Genomic DNA, 15,749 nt, shown 5'->3' on the forward strand with positions numbered 1-15,749 from the left:
ACAGCACCCTGATCATGCACCCGATCTGCTATGGCCTCCGCGCGTTGCCGGGCCGCCGCCGCCCGTCGTCACCGAGATTTCGCGCGGGCCGGACCGGGACCGACACGTACGATGCGGGTCCCCGAACCACCGGTTCAGTCGGTGCGCGCCTGCGGGTCCAGACCGAGGACGGCACGTCCGCCGTCGACCGGCAGGGTCACCCCGTTGACGAAGCCGGCCGCCGGCGAGAGCAGGTACGCCACCGCCTCCGCCACGTCCTGCGGCTGCCCGATCCGGCCCACCGGGTGCAGCCGGGCAAGCTCCGCCTCGATCCGCTGCGCCTGGTCCGGCTCGGTTTCGGCGAGGAACGCCTGGTGTCGTTCGGTGGCCACCGAGCCGAGGGCGATCGCGTTGGCGCGGATGCCGTGCCGGCCGTACTCGACGGCCAACGCCCGGGTCAGCCCCTCCACCGCCGCCTTGGCCGTGGCGTACGGCAGGCAGCCCGGCACCGGCCGGCTCGCCTGGTGCGACGAGACGTTGACCACGACGCCAGCGGTGCCGGCGGCGAGGAAGCGGCGTACCGCGGTCGCGGCGCCGACCACGGCGGGCCGCAGGTTACGGTTGATCAGATCGACGACCTCGCCGACCGGCGCGTCGTGCACCGAGGCGTCGCGGAACACGGCGGCGTTGTTCACCCATCCGGTCAGCGGGCCGAAGCGCTCCGCCAGGTCGGCGGCCCGCCCGGCGACGCCCTCGTCACCGGCGTCACCGACCACCGCCGCGAGCCGGTCGGCTCGGGCATGGTCCTCCAGCCAGGACAGTGCACCCGGATCGCGTTCGACCACCACGACCGTCCGGCCGTCGGCGAGCAACCGCTCCACGATGCCCCGCCCGACCCCGCGTCCCCCACCGGTCACCACACAGGACATCCGTCCCACCTCCCCAGGCCCGGCCACGCGATCAATCCTCGCCCACCCACGCCACCGGCGGCGAGCAGGTCAGCTGGCGGTGTCCGGCCTGCGGTGGATCACCACGCAGGCGAGGCCGGGCCCGACGTGCACCGCGACGGCGGCACCGGCCTCGGAGACGTACGCCGCACGCAGCCGGTCACCGAGCCGAACGGTCAGCGTGTCGAGGAGTTCCTCGGCCCGCTGCGGTGCGTCGAGATGGTGTACGGCCAGGTCCACCGGCCCGTCGCCGGCCGCCTCGACGGCCAGGTCCACCAGCCGCGCCATGCCCCGACTGGCGGTGCGGACCTTGTCCCGCAGCACGATGCGTCCCTCGGGCATGTGCAGGATGGGTTTGACCGACAGCGCGGTGCCGAGCAACGCCTCCGCCGCGTTGATCCGCCCGCCACGACGAAGGAACTCCAGCGTGTCCACGTAGAAGTGGATGCTGGTACGACCGACGGCGGCTTCTGCCGCAGCCCGTACGCCGGCCAGGTCCGCACCACGCGCGGCGGCCCGGGCCGCCGCGATCGCCGGGAAACCGAGACCCATCCCGCAGGAACGGCTGTCGACCACGCTGACCCGGTCGCCCAACTCGGCGGCGGCCAGCTCGGCGGCCTCGACCGTGCCGGAGAGTCCGGCCGACAGGTGCACCGAGACGATGCCCTCCGCCCCGGCCGCCAGTAGTTCCCGGTACGTCCGGCCGAACTGCTCGGGCGACGGGCGGGAGGTGCTCACCGACACCCGCCGCGCGCGCAGCGCCCGGGTGGCGTCCGCCGGGAAGGTCTCGACGCCCTCCAGCCCTTCGACACCGGCCAGCACGACGGTCAGCGGTACCACGGTCAGCGCGTGCTCCCGCAGCAGCTCGGGTGGAAGGTAGGCGGTGGAGTCGGTGACGACCGCGACTGGCATGCGGGCACCGTAGCGGATCAAGCTGGGCGGTTGCCTGACCGCGTCCGCTCAGACCGGCTCGGCGGAGACCGGAATGCCGGTCGCGGCGGTGCCGGTCGCGGCGGCGGGAATCTCCATCGGGCCGACGTTGTGGGCGCGCAGGTGCCACCCACGCTCGACGTCGTGGCGCAGTTCCGTCCAGTGGCAGTTGCGCAGCGACCCGACGGCACGCAGCACGGCGTGCTCCCAGCCGAGCAGGTGGCCGCAGCCCTGACGGGCGGCGCCGCCGTGGGTGGCGATCACCACAGTGCCACCGGGCAGTTGGTCGGCGGCCTCCTGCAACGCGGTGCCGATGCGTTTGCCCAACTCGTCAAGCGGTTCGATGTCCGCTCCCGGGTCGGGATCCCCGGCCCGCCAGCGGGCGTACTCCCCGGGGAACCGCTCCGCCACCTCGGTCAGCAGCAGCCCCTGCCAGCTGCCGAAATGCCGCTCCCGCAGGCGGGCGTCGGAGCGTACCGGCAGGCCGGTCAGCGCGGAGAGCGCAGCGGCGGTGTCCGCGGCGCGGCTCAGGTCGCTGGCGACCAGGGCGTCCGGGCGCAGCGCGGCCAGCAGCGGCGCGGCCCTACGTGCCTGTTCCCGGCCGACATCGTTCAGCGGTACGTCGGTCTGTCCCTGCACCCTGCTGGCGGCGTTCCAGTCGGTGTTGCCGTGCCGCCAGATGATCAGCCTGGTCACTCGCCCGATCCGGCGGCGGCCTCTGCGGTGGCGAGGTCCCGGTCGACGAACGGAATGGTCGGGCAGTCCTTCCAGAGCCGGTCGAGGGCGTAGAACTCGCGTTCCTCGGTGTGCTGCACGTGCACCACGACGTCGACGTAGTCGAGCAGCACCCAACGGCCGCCGCGTTCGCCCTCCCGCCGCACCGGCTTCGCCTTCTCCGGCAGGTCGAGCAGGGCCTCCTCGATGGCGTCGACGATAGCCAGCACCTGGCGCTCGTTCGGGGCCGCGGCGAGCAGGAACGCGTCGGTGATGGCGAGTTGGTCACCCACGTCGATGATGACGATGTCCTGAGCCTTCTTGTCGGCCGCGGCCTGGGCGGCGACGATCGCCAGCTCGTGAGCGCGTTCGGAAACTGTCACCGTTCTCCTTCGATCAACCGTGCGATGCTTCCAGCCTCTCACACGGCCCGGATTCTCGACTCGCCAGTTTCAGCCGGAAAACGGCATGAAACGGTCGAATCACTCCCGATACAGGCACCGTTTCGCGATGTACTGCACCACACCGTCCGGCACCAGATACCAGACCGGCTCGCCCCGGGCGACCCGCGCCCGGCAGTCGGTGGACGAGATCGCCATCGCCGGCACCTGCACCAGGCTGACCGCGTCGGCAGGCAGGTGCGCGGCGGTCAGCGCGAAACCCGGCCGGGTGACCCCGATGAAGTGAGCCAGCTCGAAGATCTCGTCGAGGTCCTTCCAGCTCAGGATCTTCTCCAGGGCGTCCGCGCCGGTGATGAAGAACAGCTGCGTCTTCGCACCGTACTGGGCACGCAGGTCGCGCAGTGTGTCGACGGTGTAAGTGGGGCCGCCCCGGTCGATGTCGACGCGGCTGACCTGGAAACGGGGGTTGGACGCGGTGGCGATCACGGTCATCAGGTAACGATCCTCCGCCGAGCTGACCGGGACGTCGGCCTTCTGCCACGGCTGCCCGGTCGGCACGAAGATCACTTCGTCGAGGCCGAACCGGTCCGCCACCTCGCTCGCGGCCACGAGGTGACCGTGATGGATCGGGTCGAACGTTCCGCCCATGATGCCGATCCGCCGGATGTCTTCCTCCACCCCATGATCCTAGGGCGTGCACGACCGGAGGCGGGCCGGGCCGTCACCCTTCCGGCCCGGCCCGACCACGGTCGTCACGCGGCGGTGGCGGCCACCGCCGTGCGCGCCACCAGGGCCCGACGCAGGTCGTCGTCGGCGTCGGTGACCACCCGACGTAGCCCCGGTGTCAGGTCGTCGCGGGCCAGCAGCGCCGCGGCCGCCTCCCGGGTGGGCTGCGACACCGCGTGGCGGGGGAAGGCCAGCTTCGCGACCTCATCGGCCACCCAGGGCGTACGCAGCCGCGCGGCGGCCGGCATGTCGGCGAAGTAGCTGGCCACGTAGGCGCTGGTCAGGTCGGTCTGCTCGGGCTGCCAGAAGCCCTCCGCCGTCGCCTCGACCAGCCGATTCGACAGGTCCGTGTTCGACGCGATGATCTCCCAGGCGGCCTGCTTGGCAGCGGGATCGGGCAGGGCGGCCCGGCACCGGGCGGCCCGCTCGGCACCGGTGGCGCTCGGGTCGGCTGCCGCCTCGGCCTCGATCTCGGCCACACCGGCGGCACCGAGAACCACCAACCGGCCGAGCAGCGCCCACCGCAGTTCGGTGTCCACGGCCAACCCGGTGGGCACGGCCCGGCCGGCCAGCCACCCGGTGAGCAACTCGGCGTCGGTGCTCGCAGCGATCAGCCCCCGGGCGGCGGCCAGTTGCAGCGACTCCCCCGGCGCGGCGCCATCGAGCAGTCGCCGGCAGGATTCGGCGACCCGGGCCAGGGCGGACTGTCGGGCCAGCGGGTCGAGATAGCGGTCGACAAGCGCGCGACTCATCGTCAGGACGTCCTCGACGATGATCACTTCCGTCTCGGCGGGCAGTGCCGCGACGATGAGGTCGACCAGACCGGTGACCGGCCGTTCTCCGTCAGTCGCCGCGTCCAGCGCCTCGCCCCAGAGCAGGGCGCGGGCCAGCGGGTCGGTCAGGCGGGGCAGCAGCAGTGGCACCGCATCTGCCGACGCGGCGTCGAGGCGGATCTTGGCGAAGGTGAGGTCGCCGTCGTTGGGCAGCAGAACCGCTGCCGCCGGCTCCCCGGCCAACCCGACGAGCCGGGTACGGCCGTCGTCGGTCTTGGGATCGAGGTCGACCTCGAACCGCTCGGCGGTGCCGTCCACGGCGTACCGGCCCACGCCGATGCGGTGCGGGCGCAGCACCGGATGCGTCGGCGGGGCGGTCTGGGCGATCACGACCTCGTCGTACCGGCCGTCGGCGTCCACCGCCACCTCGGCCCGCAGCGTGTTGACCTGCGCGGTCCGCAGCCAGGCCGCCGCCCAGTCGGTCAGCTCCCGCCCACTGCTGGCGGCCAGGCTCTGGAGCAGGTCGGCGAGGGTGGCGTTGCCGAAGCGGTGCCGGGCGAAGTGGTCGTTGAGACCGGCCAGGAACGCCTCGTCACCGAGCCACGCCACCAGCTGCCGCAGCACGCTGGCCCCCTTGGCGTACGAGATGCCGTCGAAGTTGAGCAGCCCCTCGGCGGCGTCGGTGACCCGGTCCGGCGCCACCGGATGGGTGGAGGGGCGCTGGTCGGCGGCGTATCCCCACGCCTTGCGGCGCAGCGCGAACGTCGTCCACGCCCGGTCGAACCGGGTCGCTTCGGCGGTGACCCGGGTGCCCAGGTATTCCGCGAACGACTCGTTCAACCACAGATCGTCCCACCAACGCATGGTGACCAGGTCACCGAACCACATGTGCGCCATCTCGTGGGCGATCGTGGTGGCACGCAGCTCGCGCTGGCTGTCGGTGACCGCCGAGCGGAACACGTAGTCGTCGCGGAAGGTGACCAGGCCCGGATTCTCCATGGCACCGGCGTTGAACTCGGGCACGAACGCCTGGTCGTACTTGCCGAACGGGTAGCGCTCGTCGAACAGCTGGTGGAACCGGTCGAGACACTGCTTCGTGACGGTGAAAATCTCCGCCGCGTCGGTGTCGAGGTGCTCGGCGAGTGAACGTCGGCAGTACACACCCAGCGGAATCCCGTCGTGGGTGTCCCGGCGTACGTGCCAGGGGCCGGCGATGAGGGTGAAGAAGTACGTCGCGATCGGCAGGGTGGGAGCGAACTCCCAGCGACCCGGCGTCGGGTTGGCCGCCACTGCCGCGTTGGCCGCCACCGTCCAGTGCTCCGGCGCGGTCACCGACAGCGTGACCGGCGCCTTCAGATCCGGTTGGTCGAAGGCGGCGAAGACCCGCTGCACATCGTCCAGGAACGACATGACGTACAGGTAGGTCTCACCGTCCGCGGGGTCGACGAAGCGGTGCATCCCCTCGCCGGTGTTCGTGTACGCCATCTCGGCGGCGACGGTCAGCGTGTTCTGCGCCGCCAGGCCGGTCAGCGGCAGCCGGTTGTCATCGAGCGTGGCGGGATCGAGATCGGTGTCGTTGAGGCGTACGGCCAGCAGTTCCGCCGGCTTGACCTCGGCGAAGGTCTCGGTGCCGGTGGCCCGGAACCGGATCGTGACGTGGGATCGGAACCGTTCACCGCCCCCGGTCAGGTCGAGGTCCACCTGGTAGGACTCGACGGTGATCGACGCGCCACGCGCGGTCGCCTCTGCACGGCTCAGGCTCGGCATCCGCTTATCCTGCCCGATGAGGGAACGAACCGGCTTCCCCATTTCCCCTGGTACTGGAGGACGGGATCATGACAGCGCACCCCAAGGGTGACTTCGACCTCTCCCGGGCAGTCTGGCAACGGGCCGAGGGCGACACCTCGGAGGCCGCGGTGGAGGTCGCCTTCGTCGACGATCTCATCGGCATGCGCAACTCCGCCGAGCCGGACGGCCCGGTGCTGGTGTTCACCCAGGCCGAGTGGGACGCCTTCGTCGCGGGCGCCCAGGACGGCGAGTTCGATCTGGACTGAGCGGGGATGCGGCGTCCCTGGCCTAGTCACCGTCGCCCCAGCCGAGGCCACCGGGACCGGACGCGTGATGGAAACCGGCGTGGCCGGCGACATCGACACAACGTTCGGCGTCCGGCCCGAGGGCACCGCAGAACAGCCGCTCCGCACGGTGCCAGGCGTCGGCCGGCGACAAGGCGGAGGCACCGATCGCCAGCTCGGGCCGGAGCACGCTCAACGCCTCGGCGTACCCGACGGCCACCTCACGGGCGGCGACAAGATCGGCAGCGGTGAAGCCGAGATGCGCGGTGAAATGACGGTCGGTCCGGGACGGCCGGCGCGGAGGCCCCACCAGCGGTAGCCGATCCCCGCCGGCCGTCCCGGCCCTCCACCAGCGCCAGTACGCCGCGCGGTTGTCCCACATCCGTCCTCCCCGTGGCACGCCGAACCTCTGTCCGGCGGCGTACCCACCAGGCCGGCGGCCGGTTCACCGCCGGGCAGGTCAACGCCGCCGGATTCAGCAAACCAGGCTTCCCCGGTCCTGGGAGGGGCCAGCAGCTCACCTACCTGACCGGCTCGGCTGCACTGCCACCCGTTGGCGCGGTTGCGCCGCCCTGACCTGGGTAGATACCACCCGCGACGGTTGAGTGGCCGGTCGGTGACGACCGCGCCCCGGCAGCAGGGAACCCGATGGCGACCATCCCGACGGACCGCAGCCCAGACAGCACCCTGGCCTTCCTGCGGGCCGGCTACCGGTTCGTCGGTCAACGGTGCGAGCGGTACGGCACCGACATCTTCCAGACCCGCCTGCTGCTGGAACCGACGATCTGCCTGCGCGGCCGGGCCGCCGCCGAACTCTTCTACGACGCCGACCGGTTCGTGCGGGAAGGTGCCATGCCGGCTCGTGGTCAACGGACGCTTACCGGCCGGGGCGGCGTCCAGGGTCTCGACGGCGACGCCCACCACTACCGCAAGGCCATCTTCATGTCGCTGATGACCCCGACGGCGGTGCAGCGGCTCGGGCAGCTCTTCGCCGACGAGTGGCAGGCCCGGCTACCCGCCTGGGAACTGGCCGGGACGGTGACCCTGCACACCGAGGTCGCATCGATGCTGACCCGAGCGGTCTGCGCCTGGGCAGGGGTGCCGCTTGGCGAAGGCGAACTGGACCGGCGTACCGCCGACCTACAGGCCATGATCGACAGTGCCGCCGCGCTCGGTCCCCGGCACTGGCGTGGTCGGCTGGGCCGGCTACGGGGCGAGCGCTGGGCCGGCGACCTCGTCGAGCGGGTACGCGGCGGATCCCTGTCCCCGCCCGACGGCACCGCCCTACGCGTGATCGCCCAGCACCGCGACGGCGCGGGGCATCGGCTGCCCCGCCGCGTCGCCGCGGTGGAGCTGCTCAACGTGCTCCGCCCGACCGTCGCGGTGGCCCGCTTCGTGGTCTTCGCCGCGCTGGCCCTGCACGACCATCCCGCCTGGCGGCAACGGGTACGCCACGACGAGGAGGCCGCCGGGCAGTTCGTGCAGGAGGTGCGCCGCTACTACCCGTTCTTCCCGGTGACCGTGGCCCGGGTCCGGCGGGACTTCGACTGGCAGGGTTACCACTTTCCGCAGGGCCGCCGGGTGCTGTTGGATCTCTACGGCACCGATCATCACCCTGAGGTGTGGCCGGAGCCGGAGCGGTTCCGGCCGGAGCGCTTCGCCGGCTGGCCGGGCGACCCGTTCACGTTCATACCGCAGGGCGGCGGAGGCCATCTCACCGGACATCGCTGCGCCGGAGAGTGGATCACCATCGAGTTGATGAAGCGGGCGGTGGCGCTGCTGACCGAGGTCATCCGCTACGACGTACCGCCGCAGGATCTCGCGGTGGATCTGAGCCGGATGCCGGCGCTGCCGGGCAGCGGCTTCGTGGTCACCGCCGTGCGGCGCGTCGGCTGAACCCGGCGGCCGGGCCCGCCGCTGTCGCCCGATTGGCCTACCCTGCGATCGGCCACCCATGCTCGATCGGGAATTTCCCTGCGGATCGGCCGGGACGAGCGACAGGATGAAGGATCGGCGGGACGACCTCACTCACGAAGCGTGACGTCCAGCTGTCAGGAGTTCCGGTCTCGCGGATCCACGGAGGTGACATCGATGGCGCGTCGGGCAGTGGGCGGCGGGGCCACGCGCACCCGGGTCCAACTCGCCGCCCTGGTCGTGGCGGCAGTGTTCCTGCTCCTCGGGGTGCTCGGGTTCGTGCCCGGCATCACCACCGGCTACGGCGACATGACCTTCGCCGGACACCACTCCGGTGCCCGGCTCCTCGGTCTGTTCCAGGTCTCGGTCCTGCACAACCTGCTGCATCTCGGCTTCGCCGTGGCCGGGCTCGCGCTGGCCCGCAGGGTGGCCGGTGCCCGTCTCTATCTCGTCGCGGGCGGTGCGCTCTACCTCGGATTGTGGATCTACGGGCTGGCCGTCGGCGAGGAGAGCGGCGCGAACTTCATCCCGCTCAACGACGCGGACAACTGGCTGCACCTGGGACTCGGCCTCGGGATGCTCTTGCTCGGGCTGCTGCTGTCGGCGAGGGCCGGCGGCAGCGACGGCCGCCTCGACCGCCCGTTCGACCGCCCCTGATCGGGCTCAGGCCGGTACCGGCAGCCGCTTGGCGAAGCACCTCCGATACAGCCCGCCCCCGGGCCCACCGTCTCCGGCAACCGGCTCGTACCCGCAGGCCCGGAAGAACGTCACCGCCACCGACAGGTACGGCCCGGTCTCCACCCGGACGAGCGAGTGCCCCCGCTGGTACGCCAACTCCTCCAACGCGGCAAGCAGTTGCCGGCCGACACCGCGACGCCGGTAGGCGGGACGCACGTACAGATGCTCCAACTCGCCGGTGTCGTCGTCGCGGACCTGGATCCCGCCGTACGCCACCGCCCGGCCGGCGAGTACGACCGTCAGCCAGCAGGTGTCACGGTGCGTACCGATGTCCCGCCCGGCGGCGCCGCCCGTGAACTCACGCAGCTCGCGCTGCTCGGCCGCGGCGAGGGCGGCGACCTCCGGATCCGCCAGCGGGCGGGACTGGATCAGCATCACTCCACGCTAGGGCGACGAAATTTCGCGAGGGTTTCCAACAGTCGTCCCCATTTCGGAGCGCATCAAGCTATTCGGCGTCATCCCTGCCGGCGGGTGCCGGCTCGGCCTCGTCGGCCGGTCGCTGCCGGCGGGCCTTGCGGGCCGCCAGCCGCTCGGCCGCACTGGCCCGGGTCGGCTTCTCCTCCAGCCGGACGTCACGGCCCCGGGCACCCGGGACGAACTCCGCACCGGCATAGAGAGTCGGCTGCCAGTCGAACTCCCGCTCGCCGATCCGAACCAGGTCACCGGGCTGGGCGCCAGCCTTGGCCAACTGGTCCTCGACGCCGAGACGGGCCAGCCGGTCGGCGAGGTAGCCGACCGCCTCGTCGTTGTCGAAGTTCGTCTGACGCACCCAGCGCTCCGGGCGGACACCGCGCACCGTGTACGAGCCGTCATCCTCGGCCTCGATGGTGAAGCCGGCGTCGTCGACCGCCTTCGGCCGGATCACGATCCGCGTCGGTTCGGCCGGTGGTGCCGCCGCTCGCGACTGCTCCACCAGTTCCGCCATCGCGTACGTGAGTTCCTTGAGCCCTTCCCTGGTGGCCGCGGAGACCTCGAAGACCCGCAGACCACGCGCCTCCAGGTCGGGTCGGACGATCTCGGCGAGGTCGCGGCCGTCCGGCACGTCGACCTTGTTCAGCGCGACCAACCGGGGCCGGTCGGCCAGCCCGCCGTACTCGGCCAACTCCGCCTCGATGGTGTCGATGTCGGCCAACGGGTCGCGCCCCGGCTCCAGGGTGGCGGTGTCGATGACGTGCACCAGCACGGCACAGCGCTCGACGTGCCGAAGGAACTCCAGCCCCAACCCCTTGCCGGTGGCCGCGCCCGGGATCAGGCCGGGCACGTCGGCGACGGTGAAGGTGTGGTTGTCGAGCCGGACGACGCCGAGATTCGGCACCAATGTGGTGAACGGATAGTCGGCGATCTTGGGCTTGGCGGCGGAGATCACCGAGATCAGGGACGACTTACCGGCTGACGGGAAGCCCACCAGGCCGACGTCGGCGACGCTCTTGAGCTCCAGCACCACGTCGAGTTGCTCGCCCGGCTCACCCAGCTCGGCAAAGCCGGGTGCCTTGCGGCGCGCGTTGGCCAGCGACGCGTTACCCCGGCCACCGCGCCCGCCCCGGGCCACCTCGAAGGTGGTGCCGGCACCGACCATGTCGGCCAGCACGGTGCCGTCGCTGGTCTGCACCACCGTGCCGTCGGGCACCTTGAGCACCAGGTCGGCACCGTTGCCGCCGTCCCGGTTCGATCCCGCGCCGCCCCGCCCGTTCTCCGCCTTGACGTGCGGCCGGAAGTGAAAGTCGAGCAGCGTGTGCACCTGCGGGTCGACCACCAGGGAGACGCTGCCACCGTGCCCGCCGTTGCCCCCGTCCGGGCCGCCGAACGGCTTGAACTTCTCCCGGTGGATCGAGACACAGCCGTGCCCGCCGTCGCCGGCCTGCAGATGCAGGACGACCCGGTCAACGAACGTCGTCACGACGTAATCCTTCCAGCAGGGCCCGGCCCTGCGCGAGAAAAGGCGAAGCGGGCCGGGACATCAGGTCCACGGCCCGCTTACGCCGGACAGCTACTGCTGCGGCACGATGCTGACGGTCTTGCGACCGCGCCTGGTGCCGAACTGGACCGCACCGGCGGCCAACGCGAAGAGCGTGTCGTCTCCGCCGCGGCCGACCAGGTCACCGGGGTGGAACTTGGTGCCACGCTGACGGATGAGGATCTCACCCGCGCTGACGACCTGACCACCGAAGCGCTTCACGCCGAGTCGCTGGGCCGCGGAGTCACGACCGTTACGCGAGCTGGACGCACCCTTTTTGTGAGCCATTGGAGGACGACCTACTTCCCGCTGGAGATGCCGGTCACCTTGACCTGGGTCAACGGCTGGCGGTGACCCTGGCGCTTGTGGTAGCCGGTCTTGTTCTTGAACTTGTGGATCCGGATCTTCGGGCCCTTGGTGTGTGCGGCGATCTCGCCGGACACCTCGACCTGAGCGAGCTTCGCCGCATCGGTCACCAGGTCGTCACCGTCGACGAGGAGCACCGCGGCGAGCTTCACCGCGTCACCGGGGGCACCGGTGAGCTTCTCGACCTCGATCACGTCGCCTTCGGCGACCTTGTACTGCTTGCCGCCGGTCTTGACGATCGCGTACATCGGAGGCGGACTCCCTGTCGTTGAGGCTGCTGGCGGTCGTCCCCACGGCGGCTCGCCGGGCAGCAGAAGCACGGCGGCGCGGGCACGCGGGAACTCGGCACACCAAAGTGCGCCGCAGGCTAGCGTACGCCATGGTCGGGCCGGGGCCCAAACCGGGCCGGGCCGGTCAGCGGGCGCAGAGCTTGTCGAGGCGCTGTTGCAACCGGTCGAGCGCGGTCCCCTCAAGCGCCTCGATGTCGGTGCCGAGTTGGCCGACCTCGGTCGACAACTCCGTCAGCAGCTCCGTGAGCCGCTGGTCGTCGGCGCGTGCCGCCTGCGCCCTGAGCGCCTTCTCCCAGTCGGCCAGGGCCGCCTCGGCCCGCCGGCCGGCGGCCTGCGCGTCGGCGGTGTCACCCGCGCCGGTCGCCGTGACCATTGCGGCGAGCTGCTCGACGTACTTCTTCCCCGCGTCACCGCTGGCCTGCTGGGCGGCGGCACAGACCTCCGGGGCGTTTCCGCCTGCCGCCCCGGGGGCGGGGGTCGCGACCGGCTGTTCCGAGGTGGGCGTCGCCGGGCCGGTGGTGACGTCGACCCGCGTCGAGGCCGAGGCGGACGGTTCTCCCGGGTCGGGCCGCTCGGCCGAGCAGGCCGCGCCGACGAGTAGCGCGGCCGTGGCCACGGCGACGGCGAGCGGTCGGCGCATCGTCTCCTCCTCCGGCGGCCGCGTCTACCCCCGCATGCCCCAGGACACGGGGTGGGTCCCGGCCGGGCCGCGGCGACCGCTCATCGACCATACGGGACGGCCCCGCCCGGCGGACATCACCGCCGGACGGGACCTGTCGAACCGTCGTCTGCCCGCTAGCGGGCCGAGCTGCCCTACCGACGCCGTCAGGGCCGGGTACGGCGACGCGCGCCCCCACGGCGGGACCGGCGCCGACCGGCGCCGCCCTCCTCCTCGTCGGTTTCGCCGAGCGCGTCCGGGTCGTCCGGGGCGGCGAGGCGTGCCGCCTCGCCCTGCTGACTGTCGGCGACGTCCGGCGTGGCCGGAGTGTCCGTCTCGTAACGTGACAGGTCGTAGCCCATGGTGTCGTGGAAGTCGGCGTCGGCGGTGCTCGTGGTGTCAGTCTCGGTGACCTCCACCACGGTCCGCTCCGCCGTGGCGGCACCCTTCCGCGCACGGCGCCGGGACGAAGCGGTCGTCTGCTCAGCCGCCGGGGCGCTTGCCGAGGCAACCGCCTTGACCTTGTCTCCGCCACCCGAGCGCGGCTTTTCCGGCACCGGTTCGGTGTGGATGACCAGGCCTCGACCCTTGCAGCACTCGCACGTCTCGCTGAACGCCTCCAGCAGCCCGGCGCCGATCCGCTTCCGGGTCATCTGCACCAGGCCCAGCGAGGTGATCTCCGTGACCTGGTGCTTGGTGCGGTCCCGTCCCAGGCACTCGGTCAGCCGGCGCAGCACCAGATCGCGGTTCGACTCCAGCACCATGTCGATGAAGTCGATCACCACGATCCCGCCGATGTCCCGTAGCCGCAACTGCCGGACGATCTCCTCGGCCGCCTCCAGGTTGTTGCGGGTGACCGTCTCCTCCAGGTTGCCCCCGGCACCGGTGTACTTGCCGGTGTTCACGTCGACCACCGTCATCGCCTCGGTCCGGTCGATCACCAGGTGCCCGCCGGAGGGCAGGAAGACCTTGCGGTCGAGCCCCTTGAGGATCTGCTCGTCGATGCGGTACTCGGCGAAGACGTCCGTGGTGCCGACGTGCCGACGCAACCGGGCGACCAGGTCCGGCGACACGTGCGACAGGTACGACTCGACCATGTCGTACGCCTCGTCGCCCTCCATGACCAGCTCGCGGAAGTCTTCGTTGAACAGGTCGCGGACCACCCTGATCACGAGATCGGGCTCCTGGTAGAGGAGCACCGGCGCACCGCCCTCGGCGGCCTTGGCCTGGATGTCCTCCCACTGCGCCTGGAGCCGCTTGACGTCCCGGGCCAGTTCGTCCTCACTGGCACCTTCGGCCGCGGTCCGGACGATCACCCCGGCGCCTTCGGGCACGAGCTTCTTCAGCACGTCACGCAGCCGCTTACGCTCGGTGTCCGGCAGCTTGCGGCTGATCCCGGAGGCGTTGCCGCCGGGCACGTAGACCAGGTGCCGGCCGGAGAGCGCGATGTGGCTGGTCAAGCGGGCGCCCTTGTGCCCGATCGGATCCTTGGTGACCTGGACCAGCACCGAATCACCGGACCTGAGCGCCTGCTCGATCGAGCGGGCCCGTCCCTCCAGGCCGGTGGTGTCCCAGTTGACCTCGCCGGCATACAGGACCGCGTTGCGACCTCGGCCGATGTCGACGAACGCCGCTTCCATGCTCGGCAGGACGTTCTGCACCTTGCCGAGGTAGACGTTGCCGGCCATGGTGCCGGCGGAGCTCCGGGTCACGTAGTGCTCGACCAGGACGCCGTCCTCCAGCACGGCGATCTGCGTCCGGTCGCCACGCTGACGCACGGCCATGACCCGGTCGACCGCCTCGCGGCGGGCCAGGAATTCCGACTCACTGAGGATCGGCGGGCGGGTACGGCGCTGCTCGCGGCCGTCCCGACGGCGCTGCCGCTTGGCCTCCAGCCGGGTCGAGCCGGAGACGCCCTGCACCTCGTCGACCGTTCGGCGTGGCTCCCTGATCTTCACCACGGTGGGCACACCGTCGTCGGCGGCACCGTCGGTGTCACCGGCCCCCCGGCGACGCCGCCGACGCCGCCGACGGGTCATCCCGTCGCCCTCGGCCTCGTCACCTTCCTCCGACTCGGCTTCGGGCTCGTCCGCCTCGGCCTGAACGGCTTCCGCAGACTCGCTCTCCTCGGCCTCCTCGCCGTCGTCGGCGCCGCCCTTGCCCCGGCCCCGGCCGCGGCGACCGCGCCGGCGGCGACGCCGGCCGCCCGCGGTCTCCTCGTCGTCGTCCTCGTCCTCGGCGACCTCCTCGGTCGCTGCGGCCGGCTCCTCCTCGGTCTCGGTCGCCACCACCGGCTCGGCCTCCCGCCGGCCCCGACGACGACGCCGGGACGGCTCGGCCGGTTCCTCGGCGGGCTCCTCCTCGCTGGGCTGCGCGGCGGCAGCCCGGGCGGCGAGCACCTCTTCCGGCGCCATGAACAGCACAGTCGGTGCGGTGAGCGCGGCCTTTCGACGGCGGGAGCGGCCCTCGGGTTGGGCCGGCACGGCGTCCGGGCCCACCGGCTCGACCGAACTCTCCGGCTCAGCGCTCTCGGCCGGCTCGGCCGCCTGCTCCGGATCGGCGGCGCCCTCGGCGGGCAGCGCGGCGGAGCCGAAGTCGGTGCCGGCCGCCGGTGCGGGGCCGGCATCGGCGGCGGGCTGGGTCGGCTCGACCTGGGCGGACGGCTCCATCACGGCGTCGGCCGGCGGCTCGGCGGGCGCTGGCGTGGACTTCCGGCGACGGGTACGGGTCACCTTGACCGGCGGCACCACGTCGCTGTCGGTGATCTCCGCCTCGGCCGCGGCCAACGGCTCCTCGACTGCCTTCTGCCCGGTGGTCGCCTTGCGACGGCGTCGCGGTGTCTTCGCGGCCGGGTCGAGATCACCCGAAACCGGCGCGAACACCTCGGCCTGGGGAGACTCCCCGCTACCTACCGCCGCGGCACCGGACGCCTCCACCGGCGCCTCGGTCTGCTCCGGCCGGCTGACCGAGGTGGCCCGGCGGCGGGTCGTTCGACGGCGCGGGGCCGGCTCGCCGTCGGTCGCGCCATCCAGGTCGGCGGTGCCGCTCACGGCACCGGCAATCTCCACCGGCGGGTCAGCGACCGGACCAGCCTCGGCCACCTCCTGTGGCGGGGGCGATCCGGTCGCCTCGGCGGTGCCGCTCTCGGCCCTCTCGTCGGCCGGATTGATGCCGGCCCGTTCGCTGCCCTCGGGCTCGTTCTCGAGCATGGACGTTCTCCAGTTCTGGCTTCCCCGGGCGCGGGTGAGCGCTGCCACGCAGGGTTGCCGCAAAGGTGTTTCCCCGGG

Annotated in this window: 16 protein-coding genes; 3 read left to right on the plus strand and 13 right to left on the minus strand. The window is 71.9% G+C overall.

The window, feature by feature from the left end:
• Positions 1-134: 134 nt before the first annotated feature.
• The 6 genes from KBX50_RS09720 to pepN form a co-directional block, all read right to left on the minus strand.
• Positions 135-908 carry an SDR family NAD(P)-dependent oxidoreductase gene (locus KBX50_RS09720; RefSeq protein WP_210936445.1) on the minus strand — a complete coding sequence of 258 codons (774 nt, stop codon included), beginning with the start codon at positions 906-908 and terminating at the stop codon, positions 135-137.
• A gap of 69 nt (positions 909-977) precedes the next feature.
• The gene (locus tag KBX50_RS09725) at positions 978-1,838 is read right to left on the minus strand and encodes a DegV family protein (RefSeq protein WP_210936446.1); all 861 of its coding nucleotides are present in this window, start codon (positions 1,836-1,838) and stop codon (positions 978-980) included.
• 48 nt (positions 1,839-1,886) lie between these two features.
• Positions 1,887-2,552: a histidine phosphatase family protein gene (locus tag KBX50_RS09730; protein ID WP_210936447.1), complete on the minus strand. Its 666-nt coding sequence runs from the start codon at positions 2,550-2,552 to the stop codon at positions 1,887-1,889.
• Entirely contained in the window at positions 2,549-2,953 is a 405-nt protein-coding gene (rsfS, locus tag KBX50_RS09735) for a ribosome silencing factor (RefSeq protein WP_210936448.1), read from the minus strand. Before rsfS ends, KBX50_RS09730 begins: the two co-directional genes overlap by 4 nt.
• Positions 2,954-3,052: 99 nt before the next feature.
• Positions 3,053-3,649: a nicotinate-nucleotide adenylyltransferase gene (gene nadD, locus KBX50_RS09740; RefSeq protein ID WP_210936449.1), complete on the minus strand. Its 597-nt coding sequence runs from the start codon at positions 3,647-3,649 to the stop codon at positions 3,053-3,055.
• A 74-nt stretch (positions 3,650-3,723) separates the two neighbouring features.
• Complete coding sequence (gene pepN, locus KBX50_RS09745) at positions 3,724-6,237, minus strand: aminopeptidase N (RefSeq protein ID WP_210936450.1); 2,514 nt, start codon at positions 6,235-6,237, stop codon at positions 3,724-3,726.
• Positions 6,238-6,305: 68 nt separating this feature from the next.
• On the opposite strand from pepN, the gene KBX50_RS09750 reads away from it, so the two are divergent.
• Positions 6,306-6,524 (plus strand): DUF397 domain-containing protein, encoded by a 219-nt coding sequence (locus KBX50_RS09750; protein WP_093407559.1) that lies wholly within the window; start codon positions 6,306-6,308, stop codon positions 6,522-6,524.
• Positions 6,525-6,546: 22 nt separating this feature from the next.
• Here the strand turns inward: KBX50_RS09750 and KBX50_RS09755 are convergent, their stop codons facing one another.
• Positions 6,547-6,924 (minus strand): hypothetical protein, encoded by a 378-nt coding sequence (locus tag KBX50_RS09755; RefSeq protein ID WP_210936452.1) that lies wholly within the window; start codon positions 6,922-6,924, stop codon positions 6,547-6,549.
• Positions 6,925-7,190: 266 nt separating this feature from the next.
• Here KBX50_RS09755 and KBX50_RS09760 point away from each other — a divergent pair, with 266 nt between their 5' ends.
• Together KBX50_RS09760 and KBX50_RS09765 are read left to right on the plus strand one after the other, a co-directional pair.
• The gene (locus tag KBX50_RS09760) at positions 7,191-8,438 is read left to right on the plus strand and encodes a cytochrome P450 (RefSeq protein WP_210936454.1); all 1,248 of its coding nucleotides are present in this window, start codon (positions 7,191-7,193) and stop codon (positions 8,436-8,438) included.
• A gap of 195 nt (positions 8,439-8,633) precedes the next feature.
• A complete protein-coding gene (locus KBX50_RS09765; RefSeq protein WP_210936456.1) occupies positions 8,634-9,113 on the plus strand; it encodes a DUF4383 domain-containing protein in 480 nt (159 codons plus the stop codon).
• A gap of 6 nt (positions 9,114-9,119) precedes the next feature.
• Here the strand turns inward: KBX50_RS09765 and KBX50_RS09770 are convergent, their stop codons facing one another.
• The 6 genes from KBX50_RS09770 to KBX50_RS09795 all read right to left on the minus strand — a co-directional run bounded on the left by KBX50_RS09770 (position 9,120) and on the right by KBX50_RS09795 (position 15,671).
• Entirely contained in the window at positions 9,120-9,569 is a 450-nt protein-coding gene (locus KBX50_RS09770) for a GNAT family N-acetyltransferase (RefSeq protein WP_210936458.1), read from the minus strand.
• Positions 9,570-9,639: 70 nt separating this feature from the next.
• Positions 9,640-11,091: a GTPase ObgE gene (gene obgE, locus KBX50_RS09775; protein WP_210936460.1), complete on the minus strand. Its 1,452-nt coding sequence runs from the start codon at positions 11,089-11,091 to the stop codon at positions 9,640-9,642.
• A 90-nt stretch (positions 11,092-11,181) separates the two neighbouring features.
• Entirely contained in the window at positions 11,182-11,436 is a 255-nt protein-coding gene (rpmA, locus tag KBX50_RS09780; RefSeq protein WP_091197044.1) for a 50S ribosomal protein L27, read from the minus strand.
• 11 nt (positions 11,437-11,447) lie between these two features.
• Entirely contained in the window at positions 11,448-11,762 is a 315-nt protein-coding gene (gene rplU / locus KBX50_RS09785; protein ID WP_093407572.1) for a 50S ribosomal protein L21, read from the minus strand.
• A 166-nt stretch (positions 11,763-11,928) separates the two neighbouring features.
• Complete coding sequence (locus tag KBX50_RS09790; protein ID WP_210936462.1) at positions 11,929-12,444, minus strand: hypothetical protein; 516 nt, start codon at positions 12,442-12,444, stop codon at positions 11,929-11,931.
• Between the two features lie 185 nt (positions 12,445-12,629).
• A complete protein-coding gene (locus KBX50_RS09795) occupies positions 12,630-15,671 on the minus strand; it encodes an Rne/Rng family ribonuclease (RefSeq protein WP_210936464.1) in 3,042 nt (1,013 codons plus the stop codon).
• Positions 15,672-15,749: the final 78 nt, after the last annotated feature.

Origin of the sequence: Micromonospora sp. C51, from assembly GCF_018070435.1 — a bacterium.
Taxonomy (GTDB): Bacteria; Actinomycetota; Actinomycetes; order Mycobacteriales; family Micromonosporaceae; genus Micromonospora; species Micromonospora sediminimaris.